The 25373-nt window shown below is 71.2% G+C and carries 21 protein-coding genes; 8 read left to right on the forward strand and 13 right to left on the reverse strand.

Features of this window, described 5'->3' with window-relative positions:
* Positions 1-28: 28 nt before the first annotated feature.
* Together xerD and JAV76_RS07690 are read right to left on the reverse strand one after the other, a co-directional pair.
* The gene (gene xerD / locus JAV76_RS07685; protein WP_198733456.1) at positions 29-958 is read right to left on the reverse strand and encodes a site-specific tyrosine recombinase XerD; all 930 of its coding nucleotides are present in this window, start codon (positions 956-958) and stop codon (positions 29-31) included.
* A gap of 10 nt (positions 959-968) precedes the next feature.
* On the reverse strand, positions 969-1850 hold the full coding sequence (locus JAV76_RS07690; RefSeq protein ID WP_230402038.1) for a heme o synthase: 882 nt from the start codon (positions 1848-1850) through the stop codon (positions 969-971).
* A 503-nt stretch (positions 1851-2353) separates the two neighbouring features.
* Here JAV76_RS07690 and tkt point away from each other — a divergent pair.
* The 5 genes from tkt to pgl all read left to right on the forward strand — a co-directional run bounded on the left by tkt (position 2354) and on the right by pgl (position 9186).
* The gene (gene tkt / locus JAV76_RS07695; RefSeq protein WP_198733458.1) at positions 2354-4516 is read left to right on the forward strand and encodes a transketolase; all 2163 of its coding nucleotides are present in this window, start codon (positions 2354-2356) and stop codon (positions 4514-4516) included.
* Between the two features lie 95 nt (positions 4517-4611).
* Positions 4612-5754 carry a transaldolase gene (gene tal / locus JAV76_RS07700; RefSeq protein WP_198733459.1) on the forward strand — a complete coding sequence of 381 codons (1143 nt, stop codon included), beginning with the start codon at positions 4612-4614 and terminating at the stop codon, positions 5752-5754.
* A gap of 157 nt (positions 5755-5911) precedes the next feature.
* A complete protein-coding gene (zwf, locus tag JAV76_RS07705) occupies positions 5912-7453 on the forward strand; it encodes a glucose-6-phosphate dehydrogenase (RefSeq protein WP_198733460.1) in 1542 nt (513 codons plus the stop codon).
* Positions 7454-7522: 69 nt separating this feature from the next.
* On the forward strand, positions 7523-8446 hold the full coding sequence (locus JAV76_RS07710; protein ID WP_198733461.1) for a glucose-6-phosphate dehydrogenase assembly protein OpcA: 924 nt from the start codon (positions 7523-7525) through the stop codon (positions 8444-8446).
* Complete coding sequence (gene pgl / locus JAV76_RS07715; RefSeq protein WP_198733462.1) at positions 8443-9186, forward strand: 6-phosphogluconolactonase; 744 nt, start codon at positions 8443-8445, stop codon at positions 9184-9186. Before JAV76_RS07710 ends, pgl begins: the two co-directional genes overlap by 4 nt.
* Here the strand turns inward: pgl and JAV76_RS07720 are convergent.
* From JAV76_RS07720 to uvrC, 9 genes are all read right to left on the reverse strand, one after another.
* Entirely contained in the window at positions 9183-9533 is a 351-nt protein-coding gene (locus tag JAV76_RS07720) for an RNA polymerase-binding protein RbpA (RefSeq protein WP_198733463.1), read from the reverse strand. The genes pgl and JAV76_RS07720 overlap by 4 nt on opposite strands.
* Before the next feature lie 32 nt (positions 9534-9565).
* Positions 9566-9811, reverse strand: coding sequence for a preprotein translocase subunit SecG (secG, locus tag JAV76_RS07725; protein ID WP_198733464.1), 246 nt, complete (start codon positions 9809-9811; stop codon positions 9566-9568).
* Between the two features lie 210 nt (positions 9812-10021).
* Positions 10022-10816 carry a triose-phosphate isomerase gene (gene tpiA / locus JAV76_RS07730; protein WP_198733465.1) on the reverse strand — a complete coding sequence of 265 codons (795 nt, stop codon included), beginning with the start codon at positions 10814-10816 and terminating at the stop codon, positions 10022-10024.
* Positions 10817-10852: 36 nt separating this feature from the next.
* A complete protein-coding gene (locus JAV76_RS07735) occupies positions 10853-12055 on the reverse strand; it encodes a phosphoglycerate kinase (protein ID WP_198733466.1) in 1203 nt (400 codons plus the stop codon).
* A 128-nt stretch (positions 12056-12183) separates the two neighbouring features.
* Positions 12184-13188, reverse strand: coding sequence for a type I glyceraldehyde-3-phosphate dehydrogenase (gene gap, locus JAV76_RS07740; RefSeq protein WP_198733467.1), 1005 nt, complete (start codon positions 13186-13188; stop codon positions 12184-12186).
* Positions 13189-13421: 233 nt separating this feature from the next.
* The gene (gene whiA, locus JAV76_RS07745; protein WP_198733468.1) at positions 13422-14402 is read right to left on the reverse strand and encodes a DNA-binding protein WhiA; all 981 of its coding nucleotides are present in this window, start codon (positions 14400-14402) and stop codon (positions 13422-13424) included.
* A 40-nt stretch (positions 14403-14442) separates the two neighbouring features.
* Positions 14443-15408, reverse strand: a complete 966-nt coding sequence (locus tag JAV76_RS07750) for a gluconeogenesis factor YvcK family protein (protein WP_198733469.1) — start codon at positions 15406-15408, stop codon at positions 14443-14445.
* Positions 15409-15416: 8 nt separating this feature from the next.
* Positions 15417-16355 carry an RNase adapter RapZ gene (gene rapZ / locus JAV76_RS07755; RefSeq protein WP_198733470.1) on the reverse strand — a complete coding sequence of 313 codons (939 nt, stop codon included), beginning with the start codon at positions 16353-16355 and terminating at the stop codon, positions 15417-15419.
* Positions 16356-16376: 21 nt separating this feature from the next.
* Positions 16377-18413 (reverse strand): excinuclease ABC subunit UvrC, encoded by a 2037-nt coding sequence (gene uvrC / locus JAV76_RS07760; protein WP_198733471.1) that lies wholly within the window; start codon positions 18411-18413, stop codon positions 16377-16379.
* Between the two features lie 108 nt (positions 18414-18521).
* Here uvrC and JAV76_RS07765 point away from each other — a divergent pair, with 108 nt between their 5' ends.
* Positions 18522-19025 (forward strand): OsmC family protein, encoded by a 504-nt coding sequence (locus JAV76_RS07765; protein WP_198733472.1) that lies wholly within the window; start codon positions 18522-18524, stop codon positions 19023-19025.
* A 42-nt stretch (positions 19026-19067) separates the two neighbouring features.
* Here the strand turns inward: JAV76_RS07765 and uvrA are convergent, their stop codons facing one another.
* Positions 19068-22010 carry an excinuclease ABC subunit UvrA gene (gene uvrA / locus JAV76_RS07770; RefSeq protein ID WP_198733473.1) on the reverse strand — a complete coding sequence of 981 codons (2943 nt, stop codon included), beginning with the start codon at positions 22008-22010 and terminating at the stop codon, positions 19068-19070.
* 61 nt (positions 22011-22071) lie between these two features.
* Here uvrA and JAV76_RS07775 point away from each other — a divergent pair, with 61 nt between their 5' ends.
* Both JAV76_RS07775 and JAV76_RS07780 read left to right on the forward strand, forming a co-directional pair.
* Positions 22072-23919 carry a glycoside hydrolase family 15 protein gene (locus tag JAV76_RS07775; protein WP_198733474.1) on the forward strand — a complete coding sequence of 616 codons (1848 nt, stop codon included), beginning with the start codon at positions 22072-22074 and terminating at the stop codon, positions 23917-23919.
* Complete coding sequence (locus tag JAV76_RS07780; RefSeq protein ID WP_307844079.1) at positions 23916-24611, forward strand: MBL fold metallo-hydrolase; 696 nt, start codon at positions 23916-23918, stop codon at positions 24609-24611. Before JAV76_RS07775 ends, JAV76_RS07780 begins: the two co-directional genes overlap by 4 nt.
* 9 nt (positions 24612-24620) lie before the next feature.
* On the opposite strand, the gene JAV76_RS07785 is transcribed toward JAV76_RS07780, so the two are convergent.
* Positions 24621-25355 carry a Type 1 glutamine amidotransferase-like domain-containing protein gene (locus JAV76_RS07785; RefSeq protein ID WP_198733475.1) on the reverse strand — a complete coding sequence of 245 codons (735 nt, stop codon included), beginning with the start codon at positions 25353-25355 and terminating at the stop codon, positions 24621-24623.
* Positions 25356-25373 lie beyond the last annotated feature (18 nt).

A 25373-nucleotide genomic window follows, 5' to 3' on the forward strand; every position in this document is an offset into this window, starting at 1 on the left:
CCCGGCGGGAGCGGGCAACGCGCCGTCGTCAGCCCATCGCCCGCGGGTGGGACTGGATGTACACCTCACGGAGCGTGTCCGGGGTCACCATCGTGTAGATCTGGGTGGTCGTCACCGACGCGTGACCGAGAAGCTCCTGGACGACACGCACGTCGGCGCCTCCGGAGAGCAGGTGCGTGGCGAAGGAGTGCCGGAGCGTGTGCGGCGAGACGTGGGCGGCGCCCGGCAGGCCGGCCCTCTCGGCGGACGACCGCAGGACGGCCCAGGCGCTCTGCCGGCTGAGCCGAGCCCCCCGGGTGTTGAGGAAGACGGCCGGGGTGCCCCTGCCCGCGCCGGCCAGGGCGGGCCTGCCGCGGACCACGTACGCCTCGAGCGCGTCCACCGCGAAGGACCCCACGGGGACGACCCTCTCCTTGCTCCCCTTGCCGAAGAGCCGGACCGCCGCGGCACCGGGGGTGAGGTCGAGGTCGTCGACGTCGAGGTTGACGGCCTCGGAGATCCGGGCCCCGGTGGAGTAGAGGAGCTCGAGGAGAGCACGGTCGCGCAGCGGTCCCGGTCCGTCGCCGGCACCGGCGGCCTCGAGCAGGAGCTCCACCTCGTGGGTGGAGATCGCCTTGGGCAGCCGCTTGCGCTGGCTCGGCGGACGGACCACCTGGGCGGGGTTGCTCGACGTGAGGCCCTCGTCGAGGCAGAACCTGTGCCAGCCCCGCACCGCCGCGAGGGACCGAGCGGTGGACGACGCGGACAGGGCGGCACCACCGTCGGCGCCTGTGCGGACGGCGGTGACGTACTCCTCGACGTCGTCCGGACCCACCTCGGACAGGACGGTCCCGCGAGCATCGAGGAACGCCGCGTAGCGAGCCAGGTCGCGACGGTACGCCGCGACCGTGTTGGGCGACCTGCCCCGCTCGACGGTCAGGTGGTCGAGGTAGCCCTGGAGGGCACGAGCCGTCGACACGACCGGTGGGTCAGAACGGGAGGTAGACGTCGACGGCGACCGCGACGAAGAGGAGCGTGAGGTACGTGATGGACCCGTGGAACACCTTCATCGCACCGAGCTTCCCCCGCGCGGGGTCCTTGGCGCGCTGGTACATCCCGTAGCAGTCCGCGAGGAACCACAGGCCGAGCCCGCTGGCCACGACCGCGTACACCCACGTCATCCCCGCGAGCGGGACGAGCGCCAGGGAGCTGACGATCATCGCCACCGTGTACAGGAGCATCTCGCGGGCGACCTTCGTGTCGGCGGCGACCACGGGGAGCATAGGGACCCCTGCGGTCGCGTAGTCGCGCCGGAACTTCATCGACAGCGGCCAGTAGTGCGGGGGCGTCCAGAAGAAGATCACGAGGAACAGCGCGACCGCCGACCAGCTCAGGCCGCCCGTCACGGCGGACCACCCGATGAAGACGGGCATGCACCCGGCGATCCCGCCCCAGACGATGTTCTGCGGGGTCCGGCGCTTGAGGATCATCGTGTAGCCGACGACGTAGATGAGGATCGCCGTCGCCGTGAAGATCGCCGAGGCCATGTTCACGAGCAGCGCGAACCACAGGAGCGACCCGGCACCGAGGACCGAGGCGAAGACGAGCGCGGCCCGGGGTGAGATCTCCCCCGTGACGAGCGGCCGGCGCTTGGTCCGGTTCATGACCTCGTCGATGTCACGGTCGATGTAGCAGTTGAACGCGTTGGCGGACCCTGCTGCCGCGGCACCGCCGACGAGCGTCGCGAGGACGAGCCACAGCCCGGGGAACCCGCCGGCGGCGAGCATCATCGTCGGGACCGTCGTGACGAGGAGGAGCTCGACGACCCGCGGCTTGGTCAACGCGAGGTAGGCCCCGAGACGGCCGCGCAGGGCCTCTGGACCTGACGCGTCCGGGGTCGCGTCGTGCGCGCCGCCCGTCGCGTCGGAGCGTCCGGTCGGCTGGGCCGAGGCTTGACTCGATGTGTGCACGCGGGGATGGGTTCCGTTCTGCGTCCGGGAGATGTCCGAGGACACGACCCGAGGGAGGCGCCCGAGCCGTCGTCAATGCCATGGTACGTGGCCGGGAGGCGACCGGGAGCGGCTCCGGCGAGGAACATCGTGTGACATTGGCGTCAACACCACGATGTGAGCGTTCACAACGGCGTGCTGCATGACGCGATAGGGTGGAGCGCAGTCATGAACTGTGGCGAAACCCACCCGTCCGTCGCGCGATCGCGCCACGCACACCGGACCGTGCCGCGCACGGGACGGGATGCGCGCACGTGCGCACCACGGCCGAGGGCGCTGGACCCGCAGCCGTGTGCCGTCAGACCCCCAGATGTCCGAGAAGTCGACTGATCACGGCGGCCCGCCCGCCGGAGAAATGAGGTTCGGTGAACGCGTTCGCTCCCGCAGAGCAGCCCTTCGAGTGGTCGGAGCTCGACGACCGCGCGGTGAAGACCATCAAGGCCCTCGCCGCTGACGCCGTCGAGAACGTCGGAAACGGCCACCCCGGGACCGCGATCTCCCTGGCACCCGCCGCCTACCTGCTCTTCCAGCGCTTCATGCGCCACGACCCCAGCGACTCCCAGTGGGTCGGCCGCGACCGCTTCGTGCTCTCCGCCGGCCACTCGTCGCTGACCATCTACCTCCAGCTCTTCCTCTCCGGCTACGACGTGGACCTCGAGGACATCAAGGCGCTGCGCACCTGGGGCTCGAAGACCCCCGGGCACCCCGAGTACAGCCACACCGACGGCGTCGAGATCACCACGGGCCCGCTCGGCCAGGGCCTCGCGTCGGCCGTCGGCATGGCCATGGCAGCCCGCCGCGAGCGCGGCCTCCTGGACCCGGACACCGCGGCCGGTGAGAGCCCGTTCGACCACAACGTGTACGTCATCGCCGGCGACGGCGACCTCCAGGAGGGCGTCACCTCCGAGGCGTCGTCGCTCGCGGGTCACCAGAAGCTCGGCAACCTCGTGGTCGTCTACGACCAGAACCACATCTCCATCGAGGACGACACGGACATCTCGTTCAGCGAGGACGTCCTCGCGCGGTACGAGGCGTACGGCTGGCACGTCCAGCGCGTCGACTGGACCGAGGGCGGTACGGGCTACACCGAGAACGTCGAGGAGCTCGCGGCAGCGCTCTCGGCCGCCCGCTCGGAGACCGGCAAGCCGTCGATCATCGCGCTGCGCACCGTCATCGGCTGGCCGTCGCCCACCAAGCAGAACACGGGTGGCATCCACGGGTCCGCGCTCGGCGGCTCCGAGGTCGAGGGGCTCAAGCTCGCGCTCGGGCTCGACCCGGAGAAGACGTTCGACGTCGACCCCGATGTCCTCGCCCACGCCCGGAAGGTGAGCGAGCGCGGCACAGCCGCGCGCGAGGCGTGGACCACCGGCTTCGACGCGTGGCGCACCGCCAACCCCGAGGGCGCGGCCCTCCTCGAGCGCCTCACCACCCGGACGCTGCCCGACGGCTGGACCGACGCCCTCCCCGCCTTCGAGTCCGGCAAGGACGTCGCGACGCGCTCCGCGTCCGGGAAGGTCCTCAGCGCGCTCGCGCCCGTCCTGCCCGAGCTCTGGGGCGGCTCCGCCGACCTCGCCGGCTCGAACAACACGACCATGGCGGGCGAGCCGTCGTTCATCCCCGAGGAGTTCGCCACCAAGGCGTTCCCGGGCCACCCGTACGGCCGCACCCTGCACTTCGGCATCCGTGAGCACGCCATGGGCGCGATCCTCAACGGCATCGTGCTGCACGGCGGGACCCGCGCGTACGGCGGGACGTTCCTCGTCTTCTCCGACTACATGCGGCCCGCCGTCCGTCTCGCGGCCCTCATGCGCATCCCGGCGGTGTTCGTCTGGACGCACGACTCCATCGGCCTCGGCGAGGACGGGCCCACCCACCAGCCCGTCGAGCACCTCGCGGCGCTCCGCGCGATCCCCGGGCTCGACGTCGTCCGCCCCGCGGACGCGAACGAGGTCACGTGGGCCTGGCGCACGATCCTCGAGCACACCGACCGCCCCTCCGGGATCGTCCTCACGCGGCAGAACGTCCCGACGTTCCCCCGTGGCGAAGCCGGCTTCGCGGACGCCTCCGGGGTCGCCCGCGGCGCCTACACGCTCGTCGACGCCGAGGACGGGAACCCCGACGTCGTGCTCCTCGGGACCGGCTCCGAGGTCCAGCTCGCGGTCGAGGCGCGCGAGCTCCTCGCCGCCGAGGGCATCGGCGCCCGCGTGGTCTCCGTGCCGTCGCGCGAGTGGTTCGACGAGCAGGACGACGCGTACCGCGACTCCGTGCTCCCCCCGTCGGTCCGCGCGCGCGTGTCCGTCGAGGCGGGCATCTCGCAGGGATGGCACGAGCTCGTGGGCGACGCCGGTCGCACCGTGAGCCTCGAGCACTACGGGGCGTCGGGCGACTACAAGCGCCTGTACACGGAGTTCGGCATCACCGCCGAGGCCGTCGCCGCAGCGGCCAAGGAGTCCATCGCCGCAGCGGGGTCGAGCGCACCCGGCTCCTCCCCCGAGCCGTCCGAGGGCGGGACCGGCGACCAGAAGTAGCACCGACCAGCACCACCCGGTTGCGCCCCGAGCGCAGCTGATCTAGACCGGACCGTGCGACAGCACACCGGACGGACGATCGAGGAGAGGTCATCGTGGCACCAGAGAACAGCACCCTTCAGCAGTCCGAGCGCACCGCACGGCTCACAGCAGAGGGGGTCGCCATCTGGTTGGACGACCTCTCCCGTGACCGGATCACCTCCGGCAACCTCGCGGGTCTCGTCGAGACCCGCGGGGTGGTCGGGGTGACCACCAACCCGACGATCTTCGCCGGGGCCCTCGCCCAGGGGAGCAGCTACGACGAGCAGCTCCGGGGCCTCGAGGCGCCCGTCGCCGGTGCCGACCCGGACGACGCGGTGTGGGCGGTCACCACGCACGACGTCCGGGAGGCCTGCGACATCCTGCGCCCGGTCTACGACGCGACCGGCGGGGTGGACGGCCGCGTCTCCATCGAGGTCGACCCGCGCCTCGCGCGTGACGCCGAGGGGACCGCGACGCTCGCCGAGCGCCTGTGGACGCTCGTCGACCGCCCCAACCTCTACATCAAGATCCCGGCGACGGTCGAGGGCCTCGACGCGATCACCCGGACCGTGGCGGCGGGCATCAGCGTCAACGTCACGCTCATCTTCTCCCTCGAGCGGTACAGCGCCGTCATCGACGCGTACCTCACGGGCCTCGAGCAGGCGGTGGCCGCGGGCCTGGACGTCTCCCGCGTGGGTTCCGTGGCCTCGTTCTTCGTGTCGCGCGTGGACGCCGCGGTCGACGCCGCGCTCGACGAGATGGGCACCGACGAGGCGGCAGGCCTCCGCGGCAAGGTCGCGATCGCGAACGCGCGCCTCGCCTACGGCGTCCACCTCGACACGCTCGCCGGGGACCGGTGGAAGGCACTTGCCGAGGCCGGTGCCACGCCCCAGCGTCCCCTCTGGGCGTCGACCGGCGTCAAGGACCCGCAGTACCCGGACACCCTCTACGTGACCGAGCTCGTCGCACCGGGTGTCGTGAACACCATGCCGGAGGCCACGCTCGAGGCCGTCGCCGACCACGGCACCATCACGGGCGACACGATCACCCCGGCCCTCGACGAAGCCCGGGCGACCCTCGAGACGCTCGACTCCCTCGGCATCTCGCTCGGCGAGGTTACGGAGCGCCTCGAGGAGGAGGGGCTCGAGAAGTTCGTCACGAGCTGGACGGAGCTGCTCGCGACGGTCACGGACGGGCTCTCCCGCACCCGTGCGTGAGACGCGCTTCCCGCCGCAGCGCGGCCTGCTGTAGAAACTGATGGACGGCTCGGCTCCCCGGCGGTACCGGGGAGCCCTTCCGTCCGCACGCCGCAGCACCGCGCTGACCTGCCGTTGACCCGCTCGACCTCGTCCCGACCACGATTGGTGCCCACCCGTGAGACCCGCGAACATCACCGCCGACTCCAACCCGCTGCGGGACCCGCGGGACCTGCGCCTCCCACGCATCGCGGGACCGTGCGGGCTCGTGATCTTCGGGGTCACCGGCGACCTCGCACGCAAGAAGCTCATGCCCGCGGTCTACGACCTCGCCAACCGAGGTCTCCTCCCCCCTGGGTTCGCGCTCACGGGCTTCGCCCGACGCGACTGGGAGGACCAGGACTTCGCGCAGGTGGTCCACGACGCGGTGAAGGCCCACGCACGCACACCGTTCCGCGAGTCCGTGTGGAACCAGCTCGCCGAGGGCATCCGGTTCGTCCAGGGCACCTTCGACGATGACGACGCGTTCGAGCGCCTGAGTGCGACCGTCGCGGAGCTCGACGAGATCCGGGGTACCGGCGGCAACCACGCCTTCTACCTCTCGGTGCCGCCCAGCTCGTTCCCCGTGGTGTGCAAGCAGCTCGCCCGCTCCGGTCTCTCCGAGTCCAGCGAGGACGCGTGGCGGCGGGTCGTCATCGAGAAGCCGTTCGGCCACGACCTCGAGAGCGCCCGCGAGCTCAACGACGTCGTCTCGGAGGTCTTCCCGCCGGACTCGGTCTTCCGCATCGACCACTACCTCGGCAAGGAGACGGTCCAGAACCTCCTCGCCCTGCGCTTCGCCAACGAGATGTACGAGCCGATCTGGAACGCCAACTACGTGGACCACGTCCAGATCACCATGGCCGAGGACATCGGGATCGGTGGCCGCGCCGGCTACTACGACGGCATCGGGGCCGCCCGCGACGTCATCCAGAACCACCTGCTCCAGCTCCTGGCGCTGACCGCCATGGAGGAACCGGTCTCGTTCAGCGCGAACGACCTCATCGCCGAGAAGATCAAGGTCCTCTCCGCGATGCGCCTGCCCGCCGACCTCGGTGAGCACACCGCCCGCGGCCAGTACTCGGCCGGGTGGCAGGGCGGCGAGGAGGTCCGTGGCTACCTCGACGAGGACGGCATCAGCGAGGACTCAGCGACCGAGACCTTTGCCGCGATCCGCGTCGACATCGACACACGTCGATGGGCGGGGGTCCCGTTCTACCTGCGTGCCGGCAAGCGTCTGGGACGCCGCGTCACGGAGATCGCGGTCGTGTTCAAGCCGGCCCCGCACCTCCCGTTCGAGTCGACGGCCACGTCGGAGCTCGGGAAGAACGCCATCGTCATCCGCATCCAGCCCGACGAGGGCGTCACCCTCCGGCTCGGCGCGAAGGTCCCCGGGACCGCGATGGAGGTCCGTGACGTCACCATGGACTTCGGGTACGGGCACGCGTTCACCGAGTCCTCCCCCGAGGCCTACGAGCGGCTCATCCTCGACGTCCTCCTCGGCGACCCGCCCCTGTTCCCCCGCCACGAGGAGGTCGAGCTCTCCTGGAAGATCCTCGACCCGATCACCGCGTTCTGGGAGAAGGAGGGCAAGCCCGAGCCCTACCGCTCCGGCACCTGGGGACCCGACTCGGCCGACGAGATGCTCGCCCGCGACGGCCGCGTCTGGCGACGCCCGTGACCTCGCCCCACGCTCCCGCGGGAGCGCTCGCCCGCCCGGCACAGACCCGCCCCTGACGGAGGACCACCCGTGATCATCGACATCCCGCAGACCACCGCCGGGGCCGTGGCCAAGCGCCTCATCAAGATCCGCGAGGAGGGCGGCGCGATCGCCCTCGGTCGTGTCCTCACCCTCGTCATCATGGCCGACGAGAAGGGCATAGAGGAGGCCATCGACGCCGCCAACGACGCCAGCCGTGAGCACCCGTGCCGCATCGTCGTCCTCGCCACCGCCCGGGGGCGCACCACCGACGGACTCGACGCCCAGATCCGCGTCGGTGGGGACGCCGGCGCGAGCGAGGTCATCGTGCTCCGCCCCTCCGGTGCCGTCGCCGAGCACACCGACACGCTCGTCATGCCGCTCCTGCTGCCCGACGCGCCCATCGTCGCCTGGTGGCCGGACGAGATCCCGACCAACCCCTCGAAGGACCTCATCGGGGCGATGGCGAAGATCCGCATCACCGACACGATGAACTGCGCCTCGCCGCGGGAGAGCCTCCGCTCGCTCCGCGAGAACCACTCCCCCGGGGACATCGACCTCGCCTGGACGCGGGTCACGGTCTGGCGTGGGCTCCTCGCCGCGGCGCTCGACCAGGCGCCGTTCGAGCCCGTCGAGGCCGTCGTCGTCGAGGGGAACGCGTCTCACCCGTCGGTCGACCTCCTCGCCGCGTGGCTGGGGCACTACCTCGCGTGCCCCGTGACGACGCATCGGGACGCCTCCGCGCACGCTATCACCAAGGTCGTGCTCAGGCGCCGCACCGGTGACATCGTCCTCGACAGGCCGGACGGCGCCGTGGCGATCCTGTCGCAGCCGGGGCAACCGTCCCACCGGATCGCCCTGCCCGTCAGGCAGCTCCGGGAGTGCCTCTCGGAAGAGCTGCGACGGCTCGACCCCGACGAGGTGTACAGCGACGTCCTCTCGAGCGGGCTCACGACCGTGGACGCTGACGCGTGACCGGGCACCTGGTGGTCGTCCACCCCACGGCTGAGGTCCTCGCAGAGGCCACCGCGGCACGACTCCTCACCCGGATCCTCGACGTCCAATCGGTGCGCTCCCCCGTGCACGTCGTCGCCACCGGGGGGACGGTGGGCATCAGGACCTTGGCGGCCGTCGCCGCCAATCCTGTGCGTGACGCCGTCGACTGGTCGCAGGTGCACGTGTGGTGGGGTGACGAGCGATTCCTGCCGCCCGGGCACGCCGACCGCAACGAGACACAGGCACGCGACGCCCTCCTGGACGCCCTGGACCTCCTCCCGGCGGAGAACGTCCACGCCATGCCAGCGGCCGTCGGCGATCTCGACCCGGAAGGGGCCGCGAATCTCTACGCCTCCGAGCTCGCCGAGCACGCGACGGACGGTGCTCCCGTCCCCGAGTTCGACGTGACCCTCCTCGGCATGGGGCCCGACGCCCACGTCGCGTCCCTGTTCCCGGGGCACGAGGCCCTCCGGGCCACCGGTGCGTCGACCGTGGGCGTGCACGGTTCGCCGAAGCCGCCCGCGGAGCGCGTCTCTCTCACCTTCGAGGCGATCCAGGCCTCCAGGGAGGTCTGGGTGGTGGCTGCAGGAGCTGAGAAGGCCGGTGCCGTAGCGGCCGCGCTCGGAGGCGCTCCGCGCGACGAAGCCCCGGCCGCGGGAGCGACAGGGACGTCGCGGACCCTCTGGCTGCTCGACGCGGCGGCGTCCTCCGAGCTCTAGCGGCGCGTCCGGCGGGCGCGGAGCGCAGCGAGCGCCTCGTCGAGGAGCGCCTCGCCGTCCTCGTCGCTGCGTCGCTCCTTCACGTATGCGAGGTGCGTCTTGTAGGGCTCGTTGCGGAACGGCTGAGGAGGGTTCTCCGCGTCGAGACCCGCCGGCAGTCCGCAGCGCGGGCAGTCCCACACCTCGGGGGCTACGACGTTCGCCTCGATCGAGAAGCTGGGGCGCGTCTCGTGCCCGTTGACGCAGTAGTACGGCACGAAGAACCGAGGAGCGGTGTCACCACGCTCGGCCTCGCCCATCGGCCCTGCTCCTACACGCGATCCTCGGATCGCACTACCACCAGCCACTGCACACCTCCGGGAGAGCGGACGAACTCGAGCTAGACGGCGACCTTCTGGATGAGACCGAGGAGCACCACGGCGGCGAACCACACGAGCGCGAAGCCGATGGTGATGCGGTTGAGGTTGCGCTCGGCGACCCCGGAGCTCCCTGCGCTGCTGGAGACGCCGCCGCCGAACATGTCGGAGAGGCCCCCGCCCTTCCCCTTGTGCATGAGGATCAGGAGCGTCAGGAAGGCGCTCGTGAGTACCAGGACGACTTCGAGGGAGATGCGCAGGATGTCCACAGGGTCTTCGTTCCTCTAGCTCAAGGGGTCACGCTCCGGGAGGAGCGGGATCTCGCGCGCGGGGCTGCCCGCACCGTGGTCAAGACTAGGCCACGATCCGGAGTCCGATCCACCATGTCGCTGATCGGATCTCCGGGAACGGGCCGAGCGACGCGTCGCCGGGGGCCCGGCCCCCCGCGCCGCCCCCCGCGGCCCCGCGCCACGTGTCGGTCAGGCGCCGGCGTGCGCCTGGTACCGGGCGATCTTGGCGAACTCCTCGGCGTCGAGGCTCGCGCCACCGACGAGGGCACCGTCGACGTCGGTCTCCTTCATGAGCTCGGCGATGGTTCCGGACTTCACGGAACCGCCGTAGAGGACGCGCACCGCGTCCGCGACCTCGCTCGAGTAGAGCTCGGCGAGACGGGCGCGGATCGCGCCGGCGACCTCCTGCGCGTCCTGCGGGGTGGCGACCTCACCGGTGCCGATGGCCCACACGGGCTCGTACGCGATGACGACCTTCGAGGCGTCCTCCGCGCTCAGTCCGTCGAGGGCGCCGTCCACCTGCGCCAGCGTGTGGGCCACCTGGTCGCCCGCCTTGCGGACCTCGAGGGCCTCCCCGACGCAGATGATCGGGACGAGGCCGTGCGCGAGGGCCGCCTTCGACTTCGCGTTGACGAGGGCGTCGTCCTCGCCGTGGTACTGCCGGCGCTCGGAGTGGCCGACGGCCACGTACTTCGCGCCGAGCTTGGCGAGGAACACTGGCGAGATCTCGCCCGTGTAGGCGCCGGAGACGTGCTGGGAGACGTCCTGCGCGCCGTAGCTCAGCTCGAGCTTGTCGGCGTCGACGAGCGTCTGGACGCTGCGGAGGTCGGTGAACGGCGCGAGGACGGTCACCTCGACGGCGGAGTAGTCGTGCTTGCCGTCCTTGAGCGCCCAGGCGAGCTTCTGCACCAGGTGGATGGCCTCCTGGTGGTCCTGGTTCATCTTCCAGTTGCCCGCGATGAGCGGGGTGCGTGCGTTGGCCACTGTGTGCCTACCTTCTTCGATGGAGGGACGGGACGGTCAGGCGTCGAGCACGGCGATGCCGGGCAGCGACTTGCCCTCGAGGAACTCGAGGCTGGCGCCACCGCCCGTGGAGATGTGGCTGAAGCCGGCCTCGTCGAACCCGAGGATGCGCACGGCGGCCGCGGAGTCACCGCCACCGACGATCGTGAAGGCACCGTTCGACGCCGTGGCGTCCACGAGCGCCTGGGCGACCGCGCGGGTGCCGCCGGAGAACGCCTCGAACTCGAACACACCGGCCGGGCCGTTCCAGACCGCGGTCTTGGCGTCGGCGAGCTTCGACGCGAAGAGCTTCTGGGAATCCGGGCCGATGTCCAGGCCGATCTTGCCGTCAGGGATCGAGTCGGCGGCGACGACGCTCGCGGGCGAGTCGGACTTGAACTCGTCGGCGACGACGATGTCCGTCGGCAGGACGATCTCGACGCCCGCCTCCTCGGCCTGGGCGAGGTAGCCCTTGACCGTCTCGACCTGGTCGGCCTCGAGGAGCGAGTTGCCGACCGAGTAGCCCTTGGCGGCGAGGAAGGTGAAGACCATCCCGCCACCGATGAGCAGGCGGTCCGCCTTGGTGAGGAGGTTGGCGATGACACCCAGCTTGTCGGACACCTTGGAGCCGCCGAGGACGACGACGTAGGGGCGCTCCGGCGACTCCGTCGCCTTCTTCAGGGAGTCGACCTCCTTGAGGACGAGCGCACCGACGGCGGACGGGAGCTTGAGCGCGACGTCGTACACCGACGCCTGCTTGCGGTGCACGACACCGAAGCCGTCCGAGACGAACGCGTCGGCGAGGGCCGCGAGGTCGTCGGCGAGCGCGGCACGCTCGGCGTCGTCCTTCGACGTCTCGCGGGCGTCGAAGCGGATGTTCTCGAGGAGCGCGACCTCACCCTCGCCGAGAGCCGCGACGGTCGACCGGGCGGAGTCCCCGACGGTGTCCTCCGCGAGGGTCACGGGAGCCCCGAGGAGCTCACCGAGGCGCTGGGCGACGGGCGCGAGCGAGTACTTCGCGTCGGGCGCACCCTTGGGGCGTCCGAGGTGGGCGGTGACGACGACCTTCGCGCCAGCGTCGACGAGGGACTTGAGCGTCGGCAGGGCCGCGCGGATACGGCCGTCGTCGGTGATGGTCGCGCCGTCCAGCGGCACGTTGAAGTCGGAGCGGACGAGCACGCGCTTGCCGCGCAGGTCGCCGAGGTCCTCGAGCGTCTTCATGGGTTCTCCAAGTTCAGGGTGCGGACATGCGAACGTCCGCGTGAGTGACGAGTACCGGTTGGTTCATCACTCACGCGGACGCTTCAGAGAGTTCGGGGAGTGACCCGAGACCGTTCGCTAGGCGAGGGTCAGAGCTTCTCGCCGACGAGGACCGTGAGGTCCACGAGGCGGTTCGAGTAGCCCCACTCGTTGTCGTACCAGGAGACGACCTTGACCTGGTCGCCGATCACCTTGGTGAGCTTCGCGTCGAAGATGCTCGATGCGGGGTCGGTGACGATGTCGGACGAGACGATGTCGTCCTCGGTGTAGACGAGGATGCCCTTGAGGGGGCCCTCGGCGGCAGCCTTGATCGCGGCGTTGACGGACTCGACGGTGACGTCCTTGCCGGCGGTGAAGGTGAGGTCCGTCGCGGAGCCGGTGGGCACGGGCACGCGGAGCGCGTAGCCGTCGAGCTTGCCCTTGAGCTGCGGGAGGACGAGCGCCACGGCCTTCGCCGCACCGGTCGAGGTGGGGACGATGTTCAGCGCGGCGGCGCGGGCACGGCGGAGGTCCTTGTGCGGGCCGTCCTGCAGGTTCTGGTCACCCGTGTAGGCGTGGATCGTCGTCATGAGGCCGCGCTCGATGCCGAAGGCCTCGTCGAGGACCTTCGCCATGGGGGCGAGGCAGTTCGTGGTGCACGACGCGTTGGAGATGATGTGCATCGTCTCGGGGTCGTAGTCGCCCTCGTTGACGCCGATGACGAAGGTGCCGTCCTCGTTGCTGGCGGGAGCGGAGATGATGACCTTCTTGGCGCCGGCCTCGATGTGCGCCTTGGCCTTGGTGGCGTCCGTGAAGAAGCCGGTCGACTCGATGACGATGTCGGCACCCAGCGCGCCCCAGGGGAGGTCTGCGGGGTTGCGCTCTGCGAGAGCCTTGATCTTCTTGCCGTCGACGGAGATCGAGTCATCGTCGTAGGTCACGTCAGCTGCGAGACGACCCAGGACGGAGTCGTACTTGAGCAGGTGCGCGAGGGTCTTGTTGTCCGTGAGGTCGTTGACACCGACGATCTCGATGTCTGCACCGGACGCCACGATGGCGCGGAAGAAGTTACGTCCAATACGACCGAAGCCGTTGATTCCGACGCGGATGGTCACTGTGCCCTCCTCGGGGGCGCGCCGGAGGGTACCGACGCACACGGTTGTTGACGAACGTCACGTACGTCGACGTACGTAGGGTGGTGTCCGGAGCCTCTCGGGACTCGCCTCTCAGCACGTGGCTCGGGGCCAGCACCCGGTTGACCGGACCTCTTGAGCCTATACCCCTCAGGGAGGTTCTGTGAGGACCATCGTCCTTCTGAGACGTCCCGTCCTCTCGTCGGACGAACGCCTCAGAGGTCGAGGAGGTCCGCGCTCAGGCCGGCCTCGGTGTCGGGCACCCCGAGCTCCTGCGCGCGCTTGTCGGCGGTCGCCAGCAGCCTTCGGATCCGTCCGGCGACGGCGTCCTTGGTGAGGGGCGGGTCGGCGTACTGCCCGAGCTCCTCGAGCGACGCCTCCTTGTGCGCCAGGCGCAGCTCGCCGGCCTGGCGCAGGTGGTCCGGCAGGTCCGGGCCGAGGATCTCGAAGGCCCGCTCGACGCGCGCACCCGCGGCGACGGCCGCCCGGGCGGAACGCCGCAGGTTGGCGTCGTCGAAGTTCGCGAGCCGGTTCGCGGTCCCGCGGACCTCCCGTCGCTGTCGCCGTTCCTCCCACACCGTCACGGCGTCGTGCGCGCCGAGCCGACCCAGGAGGACCCCGATCGCCTCCCCGTCCCTGATCACGACCCGGTCGACCCCGCGCACCTCCCGCGCCTTCGCCGAGATCCCGATGCGCCGCGCGGCACCGACGAGCGCGAGCGCCGCCTCGGGGCCGGGGCACGTCACCTCGAGCGCGGACGACCGGCCGGGCTCGGTGAGCGACCCGTGGGCGAGGAACGCGCCGCGCCACGCGGCCTCCGCCTCCCCCACGCCCGCCGAGACGACCTGCGGGGGCAGCCCCCGGACCGGGCGGCCCCGGTTGTCGAGCAGACCGGTCTGGCGCGCCAGCGACTCGCCGTCCTTGACGACGCGGATGACGTACCGGCTGCTCCGCCGCAGCCCACCGGCGGAGACGACGATGATCTCGCTCGTGTGCCCGTAGACGTCCGTGATGGCCTGGCGCAGCCGACGCGCCGCGACACCGGCGTCGAGCTCCGCCTCGATGACGATGCGCCCGGAGATGATGTGCAGGCCTCCCGCGAACCGGAGGGTCGCGGACACCTCGGCCTTGCGGTGCGAGGTCTTGTCGACCTTGACCCGCGCGAGTTCGTCCTTCACCTGTGCCGTGAGAGCCATGGGGGCAATCCTGCCACCCCCGGGAGCACGCACCGACACGTCACCCGGAGACGGTCCCCACATCTCCCAGGAACCTGTCGAACACGTCCCGGTACGCGGCCGCGAGGCGGAGCGAGTCGTGCTGGGCGGATCCGTCCCCGCGCCGGACCTGCCGCATGAGGAGAGTCGCACCCATCCGTTCGGCCTCGTCGGCGAGGAGCTCCGGGTCGTCGACGGCGGACGGGTCGGCGACGACCGCGTCGATGCGCAGGTCCGGGGCGTGCCTCGAGAGCGCACGGAGGTGTTCGGTCGTCGTCATGCCCTGCGTCTCGTCGGTGTCGCTCGACAGGTTGAGCGTCAGGCACCGGCGCCCGCGGGTCTCGTGCAACGCCCTCGCCAGGTCCGGGACCATGAGGTGCGGCATGACCGACGAGAACCAGGACCCCGGCCCGAGCACCACCCAGTCGGCCGCCATGACGGCGTCGACGGCCTCCTGCGGCGCGGGCGGGGTCGCCGGGATGAGCCGGATGGTGTCGACGCGTCCGCGGGTCGACGCCACCTGCGCCTGCCCGACGACCGTCACCACCTCGCCGCCGACGCTGACGTCCGCCTCGATCGACAGCGGGACGGACGCCATCGGCAGCACCCGCCCACGCGACCCGAGGAGCTTTCCCACCCAGTCGAGACCCTCGACCTGGTCACCCAGGAGCTCCCACAGCGCCACGATGAGGAGGTTGCCCACGGCGTGCTGGTCGAGGTCCCCCGACGACGTGAAGCGGTGCTGGAGCAGGTCCCGCCACGTGCGACCCCAGTCGGAGTCGTCGCACAGCGCGGCGAGCGCCATCCGGAGGTCGCCCGGCGGCAGGACGCCCAGCTCCTTGCGGAGACGACCGGAGGAGCCCCCGTCGTCGGCAACCGTGACGATCGCGGTGAGACGGTCCGACATGAGCCGGAGCGCGGAGAGGCTCGCGGAGAGACCGTGACCTCCTCCGAGCGCGACGACGGCTGGGGTGAGCGGCGCAGGCATCCCCGGGGTCACTCCTTGCCGAGGTCTCGCGCGGTGACCGCCACGCGGTGGCCGCGCTCCCGGAGGATCCGGGCGATCTCCTCGCTCACCGCGACGGAGCGGTGCTTGCCGCCGGTGCAGCCGATGGCGATGGTCACGTAGCGCTTCTCCTCGTTGAGGTAGCCGGAGAGCACGGGCTCGAGGGCAGCGACGTACCGCTCGACGAACTCCTGCGCGCCGGGCCGCGCGAGCACGAAGTCACGTACCGGTGCGTCACGTCCGGTGAGGTGCCGGAGCTCGGTGATCCAGTAGGGGTTGGACAGGAAGCGCATGTCCACGACGTGGTCCGCGTCGAGCGGGATGCCGTACTTGAAGCCGAAGGAGACGACGTTGATGCGCAACCCTTCCTGGCTCGCCCCACCGACGGCGCTGCGCACCTCGCGTGCGAGGTCGTGGACGTTGAGCTCGGAGGTGTCGACGATGACGTCGGAACGCTCGAGGATGGCCCGCAGGAGGTTCCGCTCGTTCCCGATCCCGTCGAGGATCCGGCCTTCACCCTGGAGGGGGTGCGGTCGGCGGACCTGCTCGAACCGGCGCACCAGGACCTCGTCGGACGCGTCGAGGAAGAGGATCCGGTACGCGATGCCGCGTTTGCGGAAACGTGCGAGCACGTCGGTGAGGTCGTTGAAGAACTCCCGACCCCGCACGTCGACCACTGCGCCCACCCGCGTGATGGCCGACCCCGACCGCGTCATCATGTCCACGAGGGGGATGAGCATCTTCGGGGGGAGGTTGTCGACCACGTACCAGTCGAGGTCCTCGAGGACCATGGCTGCCCGGGACCTCCCGGCGCCGGACATCCCGGTGATGATGAGGACCTCGCTCGAGACGGGTTCGGGCGCCGGGGTCGAGGCCTCGACGGCGGGGATCCCCTGGGGGACGGTCATCGGGGCTTCTTCGTCGCTCATGCGTTCAGCATGCCAGGTCGGTCACGGCTCGGTGGGTTGCGCCACGGCATCCGGCTCACCCGCACCCGGCACCGCCGACGCGCGCCCCTGCGTGAGGGCCGCGACCACGGCCTGGGCGGTGCGCTCACCCATCCCCGGGACGGTGGCGATCTCCTCCGCGCTCGCCGCGCGCAACCGCTTGAGCGACCCGAAGTGGCGCAGGAGGGCTGCTCGGCGGGCCGGGCCGAGCCCGGGCACCGTGTCGAGCTCGGACGCCGTCATGCCCTTACCGCGGCGAGTGCGGTGGGCCCGGATCGCGAAGCGGTGCGCCTCGTCGCGCACGCGCTGGAGGAGGTAGAGCCCCTCGGAGGACCGGTTGAGGATCACGGGGTAGTCGTCGTGCGGGACCCAGACCTCCTCCAGCCGCTTGGCGAGCCCGCACAGGGCGACGTCGTCGATGCCGAGGTCGGCGAGCGCACGTGCGGCTGCGGCGACCTGCGGCGGTCCGCCGTCGACGACGACGAGGTTCGGTGGGTAGGCGAAGCGAGGCTTGTCCTTGGCCGGGCCCTCGTCGCCCGGCTCGGACAGCGGTACCTCTCCTCCGAACGCGGCGACCTCGACCTCCCCGGACCTGGCACGGTCGGCGAGGTAGCGCTTGAAGCGGCGGGTGATGACCTCGTACATCGCCGCCGTGTCGTCGCGCGCGCCGTCGCCGTCCTCTCCCCTGACGGTGAAGGTGCGGTACTCGCTCTTGCGCGCGAGGCCGTCCTCGAAGACCACCATCGAGGCGGACTGGTAGGTGCCCATGGTCGTCGAGATGTCGTAGCACTCGATGCGCAGGGGTGCTGTCGGGAGGTCGAGGGCCTCCTGGATCTCGCGCAGCGCCTGGCTGCGGGTCGTGAGGTCCCCCGCTCGACGCGTCCGGTGGAGCGCGAGGGCGTGCTCGGCGTTCTTGCGGACGGTCTCGGCGAGCTCCCGCTTGTCGCCGCGCTGGGGCACGCGCACGTCGACGCGCGAGCCGCGCAGCCCGGAGAGCCACGTGGCGACCTCGTCCTCGTGCGCGGGCAGGACTGGCACGAGGACCTCGCGGGGTACGAGCCCGCTGTCGCGCGCTGCGCGCACGTCGCCCCCGGCCGTCTCCTCGGCGGCGCCGTAGACCTGCTGGAGGAGGTGCTCGACGAGGTCCGCGTCCGTGACGTCCTCGACCTTCTCCACCACCCAGCCGCGCTGACCGCGGATACGGCCCCCGCGGACGTGGAACACCTGGACCGCGGCCTCGAGCTCGTCGCCGACGAGTGCGAACACGTCGGCGTCGGTCCCGTCCTGGAGGACGACGGCGTTCTTCTCGAGCGCCCGCTCCAGCGCCTGGATGTCGTCCCTGAGCCGGGCGGCCTGCTCGTACTCCATGTTCTGCGCGGCCTGGGTCATCTGCTCCGTGAGCCGACGGACGAACTTCGCGGTGTCGCCCGCCATGAAGGCGCAGAAGTCGTCGGCGAGCGACTTGTGGTCCTCGATGCTGATCCGCTCGACGCACGGGGCGGAGCACTTGTCGATGTACCCGAGCAGGCAGGGGCGTCCGGACTGCTGGGCGCGCTTGTACACCCCGGCGGAGCAGGTCCGTACGGGGAAGACGCGCAGCAGCAGGTCGAGCGTCTCGCGGATCGCCCACGCGTGGGCGAAGGGTCCGAAGTACCGCGTCCCGGTCCGCTTCGCGCCCCGCATCACCTGGGCGCGGGGCACGGACTCGCCCATCGTCACCGCGAGGTACGGGTACGACTTGTCGTCGCGGTACTTGACGTTGAAGCGGGGGTCGTACTCCTTGATCCACGAGTACTCGAGCGCGAGCGCCTCGACCTCGGTGCCCACGACGGTCCACTCGACCGACGCCGCGGTGGTGACCATCGAGCGCGTCCTGGGGTGGAGGGCGGCGATGTCCTGGAAGTAGCTCGAGAGCCGGGAGCGCAGGTTCTTCGCCTTGCCGACGTACACGACGCGCCCGTGCTCGTCGCGGAACCGGTAGACCCCTGGCGTGGTGGGGATCTCCCCCGGCTTGGGGCGGTAGGTGACGGGGTCGGCCATGCCCACGAGCCTAGACGAGGGCCCTGACAGCGAACCGTCGAGGATGCGGCACTCCCTCGCCCGTTGTGACGAGTATCACTATCCATCCGGTCCCGCTACGGTGACCCCATGGGATCACTCCACTCGTACTCCGTCGAGGTCACCTGGACGGGAGCCGGCGACACGGGCACCTCCGGCTACACGAGCTACTCGCGCGACCACTCGGTGCACGTCGGGGGCAAGCCCGACATCCTCGCCAGCTCGGACCCCGCGTTCCGAGGGGACCCTGGCCGCCACAACCCCGAGGAGCTCTTCGTCGCGTCGCTCGCGCAGTGCCACATGCTCTGGTTCCTCCACATGGCGGCGGCGGCCGGCGTCGTCGTCACCGCCTACGAGGACCGGGCCGTGGGCACGATGCGCGTCGAGGCCGCGGGAGCCGGTCAGTTCACCGAGGTGGAGCTCCGCCCCCGTGTCACCGTGACCGTGGACGGGACGCTCGACCCCGCCTCCACCGTGGCCGACCTGCACGCCCGGGCGCACGACCACTGCTTCATCTCGCGATCCGTGAACTTCCCGGTCCACGTCTCCCCCGTCGTCCACGTCGCCGCCGCCCGGACCCCGCGGCCTGCCTGAGGGCCGCGGGGTCGCGGGCGCCGACGTCCCGGCCGCGCAGCGTCACTCGGCGAGCCGTGCCTTGCTCCTGGACGCAGGCTTCTTCTTCGCGGCGGTGGGTGCCGCCGCGGACCGCTTCGCCCGCTTGGCGACGGTCGCCGGCGGGTGCGTGGCGAGCACCTCGGCGAGGAACTGCCCCGTGTGGCTCCCCTCGACGGCGGCCACCTGCTCCGGGGTGCCTTGAGCGACCACGAGGCCACCGCCCGACCCGCCCTCCGGGCCCATGTCGATCACCCAGTCGGCGTTCTTGATGACGTCGAGGTTGTGCTCGATGACGAGCACCGAGTTGCCCTTGTCGACGAGCGACTGGAGCACCGCGAGCAGCTTGCGGATGTCCTCGAAGTGCAGGCCCGTCGTCGGCTCGTCGAGCACGTAGATGGTCCTGCCGGTCGACCGCTTCTGCAGCTCGCTCGCGAGCTTGACGCGCTGCGCCTCGCCGCCCGAGAGCGTCGGGGCGGGCTGCCCGAGACGCACGTACCCCAGCCCGACGTCGACGAGGGTCTTGAGGTGCCGCGAGATGGCGGGGACCGCGGCGAAGAACTCCGCAGCCTCCTCGATCGGCATGTGCAGCACGTCCGCGACGGTCTTCCCCTTGAAGTGCACCTCGAGCGTCTCGCGGTTGTACCGGGCGCCGTGGCACACCTCGCACGGCACGTAGACGTCCGGCAGGAAGTTCATCTCGATCTTCAGGGTCCCGTCGCCGGAGCACGCCTCGCAGCGTCCACCCTTGACGTTGAACGAGAAGCGGCCGGGCGTGTAGCCGCGGACCTTCGCCTCGGTGGTCTCGGCGAAGAGACGACGCACGTGGTCCCACACACCGGTGTAGGTCGCCGGGTTGGACCGCGGCGTCCGCCCGATGGGCCCCTGGTCCACGTGGACGACCTTGTCGAGGTGCTCGAGCCCCGTGACCCGCTTGTGCCGGCCCGCGACCTGCCGAGCACCGTTGAGCTCGTTCGCGAGGACGGTGTAGAGGATGGAGTTGACGAGCGTCGACTTGCCCGACCCGGACACGCCGGTGACGGCGGTGAGGACCCCGAGCGGGAAGCTCACGTCGATGCCGGTGAGGTTGTGCTCCCGGGCGCCGACGACCGTGACCTTCCGGTTCGGGTCGAGCGCGCGGCGCTCCGAGGGCATGGGGATGGTGCGCCGCCCGGCGAGGTACGCACCCGTGACGGACTCCGGCGCCTCGAGGAGGCCCGCGTAGTCGCCGGAGTGGACGACCCGTCCGCCGTGCTCGCCGGCCCCGGGGCCGATGTCCACGATCCAGTCGGCCGTGCGGATCGTGTCCTCGTCGTGCTCGACGACGATGAGCGTGTTGCCCAGGTCCCTCAGCCGCGTGAGCGTGTCGATGAGCCGGCGGTTGTCCCGCTGGTGCAGGCCGATGCTGGGCTCGTCGAGGACGTAGAGCACGCCGACGAGCCCCGAGCCGATCTGCGTGGCGAGCCGGATGCGCTGCGCCTCACCACCCGACAGCGTCCCCGCAGGACGGGTCAGGGAGAGATAGTCGAGGCCGACGTCGAGGAGGAACCCGAGACGGTCCTGGATCTCCTTGAGGACCTGCGTCGCGATGGCCCGCTCGCGGGCACCGAGCTCGAGCGCGTCGAGGAAGTCGCGGCACTCGCGCAGCGGGAGCTCGCACACCTCGGCGATGGACTTCCCGCCCACGCGGACGGCGAGGACCTCCGGCTTGAGCCGTGCCCCGTCGCACACGGGGCACGGGACCTCGCGCATGTACGCCTCGTACTTCTCCTTGGACCAGTCGGAGTCCGTCTCGGCGTGCCGACGCTCGAGGAAGGAGATGACTCCCTCGAACCCCGTCGAGTACTGACGCTCGCGGCCCCACCGGTTGCGGTAGCGCACCTGGACCTCGTGGTTCTGACCGTGGAGCACCGCCTTGCGGGCCCGCTCGGGCAGCGCCCGCCAGGGAACGTCCATCGAGAAGCCGAGGTCCGCCGCGAGCGCGGTGAGAACCCTGTCGAAGTACTCCGAGGAGGTCTGCGACCAGGGAGCCACGGCACCCTCGGCGAGGGTGCGGTCCTCGTCGGGCACCACGAGGTCGGGGTCGACCTCGAGGCGGACGCCGATGCCCGTGCACTCCGGGCACGCGCCGTAGGGCGCGTTGAAGGAGAACGTGCGCGGCTCGATCTCGTCGAGGGACAGGACGTGGTCGTTGGGGCAGGCGCGCTGCTCGGAGAAGCGACGCTCCCGGTTCGGGTCGTCGGCGTCGGCGTCCACGAGCTCGACGACGACCAACCCGCCCGCGAGCCCGAGGGCCGTCTCGATCGAGTCGGTGAGTCGTCGCTGGACGCCCTCGCGGGCGACGAGCCGGTCGACGACGACCTCGATGGTGTGCTTGAGCTTCTTCTCCAACGTGGGCGGCTCCGTGAGCTGGGCGACCTCCCCGTCGACGCGCGCACGGGAGAACCCCTTGGCCTGCAGCTCCTTGAAGAGGTCGGCGTACTCCCCCTTGCGGCCACGGACCACCGGGGCGAGCACCTGGTAGCGCGTGCCCTCCGGGAGCTCCAGGAGGCGGTCGACGATCTGCTGCGGGGACTGCGCGGTGACCCGCTCGCCGCACACGGGGCAGAACTGGGTCCCTGCTCGCGCGAAGAGGAGCCTGAGGTAGTCGTACACCTCGGTGATCGTGCCGACCGTGGACCGCGGGTTGCGGTTGGTCGACTTCTGGTCGATCGAGACCGCGGGCGACAGGCCCTCGATGAAGTCGACGTCGGGCTTGTCCATCTGCCCGAGGAACTGGCGCGCGTACGCCGACAGCGACTCGACGTAGCGGCGCTGGCCCTCGGCGAAGATCGTGTCGAAGGCGAGGGAGGACTTTCCGGAGCCGGAGAGCCCTGTGAAGACGATCAGCTTGTCCCGAGGGAGGTCCAGATCGACGTTGCGGAGGTTGTGCTCACGGGCACCTTGGACGACGAGGCGGTCACTCACCGGACCATCGTAGGCGCAGATCGCCGAGACCGCACAGGTGTTCGAATGAGAGGATCGGTCGATGGCAGCCCAGACCTCCCCCGCCCCGTCCGCCGTGCCCGCTCTCCCGACCCCGATCGCCGACTACGCCGTCCTGGGGGACGGCCACTCGTGCGCGCTCGTCAGCCTCCGAGGGTCCGTCGACTGGCTGTGCCTGCCGCACTTTGACTCCCCTGCCTGCTTCGCCGCGCTCCTCGGCGCACCGGAGCACGGTCGGTGGCTGCTCACCGTCCCCGACGCCACCGAGGTCTCCCGGCGCTACGTCGACGAGTCGTTCGTCCTCGAGACGACTTACACGAGCCCCACGGGCACGGCGCGCGTGACGGACTTCATGCCGGTCGCCGACGGCCGCGCGGACCTGGCGCGCCGCCTCGAGGTCCTCGAGGGCACCGTGACGGTCGAGCACGAGTGGATCGTCCGGTTCGGGTACGGGGCGTACGAGCCGTGGGTCCACCGCGTGGACCAGGACGACTCGAGGGACCCCGACCGGCGGCACAGGACGATCCGTGCCGTCGCCGGACCCGACTCGCTGGTCCTGCGGGGCGACCGTCTCCCGGAGCCCGACGATCACCGTCACCGCGACGTCTTCGAGGCGCACGCCGGGGAGCGCTACGAGTACGTGTGCACGTGGACCCGGTCCTGGGAGCCGGTCCCCGCGCGCCTGTCGATCTCGAGCCGGCTCGAGGACACGACGGCCATGTGGCGCGACTGGGCCCGACGCTGCGCGTACGAGGGTCCGCACGCGGCAGAGCTCGTGCGCTCGCTCCTCGTCCTGCGTCTCCTCACGAGCGTGCGGACCGGCGGTATCGTCGCCGCGGCCACGACCTCCCTGCCCGAGGACTTCGGGGGCGAGCGCAACTGGGACTACCGCTTCTGCTGGCTGCGCGACGCCGCGCTCACCGTGGAGGCCCTCATCGAGTCGGGGTACAGCGACGAGTGCGAGGCATGGCGCTCGTGGCTGCTCCGCGCAGTGGCGGGCAGCCCGCAGGACCTGCAGATCATGTACGGCGTCGACGGGCGCAGGGACCTCCCGGAGCGACACCTCGACCACCTGCCGGGGTACGCGGCGTCCCGCCCAGTCCGGGTGGGCAACGCGGCCGTCGACCAGATGCAGAACGACGTGCTCGGCGAGGTGATGTGCGCCCTGGAGATGGCCCGGGACGCGGGGCTCGTGGAGACCGACGAGACGTGGGCGCTGCAGCGTGAGCTGGTCAACGACCTCGTCACCCACTGGCAGGTGCCGGACCGCGGGATCTGGGAGGTCCGCGGACCCGAGCGACACTTCGTGCACTCGAAGGTCATGAGCTGGGCGGCGCTCGACCGTGCCGTGCGCGCCGTCGAGACGTACGACCTGCCAGGGCCCGTCGACGACTGGCGGTCGGTCCGCGACGCCATCCACGCCGAGGTCCTCGAGCGGGGGTGGGACGAGTCGGTGGGGTCGTTCGTCCAGTACTACGGTGCCCGGCACACGGACGCGTCGCTCCTGCAGATGGCCCAGGTGGGTTTCCTGCCTGCGGACGACCCCCGGATCGTGTCGACCGTCCGTCACGTTCAGGCCACCCTCTCCGATCCCGCCGGGTTCGTCCTGCGGTACTCGACGGACCACACCGAGGACGGCCTGAGCGGGCACGAGGCGCCGTTCCTCGTGTGCACCGCGTGGATGGTCGACGCGCTCGCGCGCATCGGTGAGGTCGAGGAAGCCGACGCCCTCCTCGGGACGCTCGTGGCCTCGGCGAACGACGTGGGTCTCATGGCGGAGCAGTTCGACGCAGGGCGCGCCCGGATGGCGGGGAACTTCCCGCAGGCCTTCTCCCACCTGGGTCTCGTCCGCGCCGTGCACGCGGTCGACCGCGCCCGGGCCACGTCGTGACCGGCGCCTACACGGGCCAGGTTGTGCCGGGCGGTCCCGCGGCCCTGCGGACGCTGGACCGCCTCGAGATCCGCAAGGTGTGCGTCGGCCCGATGGACAACAACGCGTACCTGCTCACGTGCCGGGCGAGCGGGGAGCAGCTGCTCGTCGACGCCGCCGCCGAGGCGTCCCGGCTCGTGACGCTGGTCGGCGAGGGTGGTGGCGGGCTGGGCCTCGTCGTGACCACGCACGGCCATGCCGACCACCACGGCGCCCTCGCCGAGGTGGTCGCGGCGACCGGTGCGGCGACCGCGGCCGGGGCACCGGACATCGCGCTCCTGCCAATCCCCAGCGACCGTGCCCTGCACCACGGCGACACGCTCACGGTGGGCGAGACGGTGCTCGACGTCATCGCGCTGCGCGGTCACACGCCCGGCTCGGTGGCGCTCGTGCACACCGAGCCGGCCGACGCGCAGGCTGCGGGCTCCGTCCCGGGTCGCCGGCACGTCCTCACCGGTGACTCCCTCTTCCCCGGCGGTGTGGGCAGCACCCAGGGCGACGCCGCACGCTTCACCCAGCTGCTCGACGACGTCACGGAGCGGCTCTTCGACCGCTTCGGTGACGACACGTGGATCTACCCGGGCCACGGCGCGGACACGACGCTCGGCGCCGAGCGACCTCAGCTCCGGGCGTGGCGCGCGCGGGGCTGGTGACGCTCCTGGCTAGCGGGCCCCGGGCAGCACGCGAGGCTCGAGACGTTCCTCGAGCACACCGTCGCCGTCGTCCGTGCACGAGACACGGTAGGCGGCCTTCCCGCGGATCTCGGTGACGGCCTCCACCATCGTGGTCCCCCGGTACACCAGCCCGACCCCGTCGTCGGTGCAGTAGGCGGTGGGAAGGTCGCCCGCAGCGACGAGCGAGCGCACGAGGGGGCGGCGGCGTACCTCCGAGTCGTGGTGGACCCCGTTCGCGTAGGGCAGGAAGCCGAGTCCGTCGTGCACGGGGCGCAGGTCGGGGCCGAACGAGTCGGTCGTGCCGCCGGCGTGCCAGCAGAGCGACCCCGCGCTCACCCCGGACAGGACGACCCCGGCCTCCCAGACGGTCCGCATGATCCGGTCCACACCGTGCACGCGCCAGACGGCGAGGAGGTTCGCCACGGACCCGCCACCCACCCAGACGACGTCCTGGGCGAGGAGGTGCTCCTCGACGTCGGGGACGTTCGGCATGGGGAAGAGCACGAGGTGCGACGGCTGAAGCCCCACCGCGCGGGCCGCCTCGTCGAGCTCCGCGCGGAACCACGCCTGGTCACCGCTCGCGGTCCCGACGAAGCAGACGGCCGGCGTCCCCTCGGCCCCGGAGAGTTCGACCGCGTGGCGGACGAGGGGCGCGAGGGAGACGCGGGTCCGTGCGCCCGGGGCGTACCCGCCGGAGGTCGCGAGGATGGTCTGCTCAGGCATGCGTCCGACCGTAGTGCT

This window comes from Sanguibacter suaedae, assembly GCF_016342785.1.
In the GTDB taxonomy this organism is placed as follows: domain Bacteria; phylum Actinomycetota; class Actinomycetes; order Actinomycetales; family Cellulomonadaceae; genus Sanguibacter; species Sanguibacter suaedae.

What these genes read in the sequence shown, in the direction of transcription:
- JAV76_RS07735 (WP_198733466.1), bottom strand. Translation starts at nt 12,055, where the DNA reads ATGAAGACGCTCGAGGACCTCGGCGACCTGCGCGGCAAGCGCGTGCTC.
- whiA (WP_198733468.1), bottom strand. Translation starts at nt 14,402, where the DNA reads ATGGCTCTCACGGCACAGGTGAAGGACGAACTCGCGCGGGTCAAGGTC.
- JAV76_RS07750 (WP_198733469.1), bottom strand. Translation starts at nt 15,408, where the DNA reads ATGCCTGCGCCGCTCACCCCAGCCGTCGTCGCGCTCGGAGGAGGTCAC.
- rapZ (WP_198733470.1), bottom strand. Translation starts at nt 16,355, where the DNA reads ATGAGCGACGAAGAAGCCCCGATGACCGTCCCCCAGGGGATCCCCGCC.
- uvrC (WP_198733471.1), bottom strand. Translation starts at nt 18,413, where the DNA reads ATGGCCGACCCCGTCACCTACCGCCCCAAGCCGGGGGAGATCCCCACC.
- JAV76_RS07765 (WP_198733472.1), top strand. Translation starts at nt 18,522, where the DNA reads ATGGGATCACTCCACTCGTACTCCGTCGAGGTCACCTGGACGGGAGCC.
- JAV76_RS07775 (WP_198733474.1), top strand. Translation starts at nt 22,072, where the DNA reads ATGGCAGCCCAGACCTCCCCCGCCCCGTCCGCCGTGCCCGCTCTCCCG.
- JAV76_RS07785 (WP_198733475.1), bottom strand. Translation starts at nt 25,355, where the DNA reads ATGCCTGAGCAGACCATCCTCGCGACCTCCGGCGGGTACGCCCCGGGC.